This is a genomic window from Shewanella sp. UCD-FRSSP16_17 (assembly GCF_001675935.1).
Lineage (GTDB): Bacteria > Pseudomonadota > Gammaproteobacteria > Enterobacterales > Shewanellaceae > Shewanella > Shewanella japonica.
Genome location: NZ_LZFV01000033.1, coordinates 1 through 758, shown reverse-complemented (window position 1 = coordinate 758; position 758 = coordinate 1). Strand labels below are relative to the sequence as shown.

Below are 758 nucleotides of genomic sequence, written 5' to 3'. Positions count from 1 at the left end.
TTCCCCATTCGGACATCGTTAGCTCAAATGCTTGTTACTAGCTCGCCAACGCTTTTCGCAAGTTACTACGTCCTTCATCGCCTCTGACTGCCAAGGCATCCACCGTATACGCTTAGTCACTTAACCATACAACCCAAATAAGTTTCAAAGAAACTCAAGTTGTACCGTAACTAGCTGGTTTATTACATAATTTGCATGTGAATTAACACTACACAAATTCGCCTTAGTTTTAGAATATTCAAGACACTTAATAAAGTGTTTTGAGAACTCAATGTATTACTAAAAAGGGATTAACTTCTCAGTAATACGATTTGTAATTAATACAACGACAGACATCATCATATTAAATACTATCAGCTTTCCAAATTGTTAAAGAACAATGCTAACCGGCTGGCGGCGCATTTCGCTCAACTCCATAAAAGGAGTAACAAGCAATCTGTGTGAACACTCAACAAACATCAAGTTAGTCGTATAGGTAAGGAGGTGATCCAGCCCCAGGTTCCCCTAGGGCTACCTTGTTACGACTTCACCCCAGTCATGAACCACACCGTGGTAAACGTCCTCCCGAAGGTTAGACTATCTACTTCTGGTGCAGCCCACTCCCATGGTGTGACGGGCGGTGTGTACAAGGCCCGGGAACGTATTCACCGTAGCATTCTGATCTACGATTACTAGCGATTCCGACTTCATGGAGTCGAGTTGCAGACTCCAATCCGGACTACGACGAGCTTTATGAGATTAGCTAGACCTTGCGGCTT

The 758-nt window shown here is 43.4% G+C and carries 2 rRNA genes; both read right to left on the bottom strand.

Annotated features, from left to right (window positions below):
• Positions 1-126, bottom strand: a 23S ribosomal RNA gene (locus tag A9267_RS13930); the annotation flags it as partial.
• 350 nt (positions 127-476) lie between these two features.
• Positions 477-758: ribosomal RNA gene (locus tag A9267_RS13925) — 16S ribosomal RNA — on the bottom strand; the annotation flags it as partial.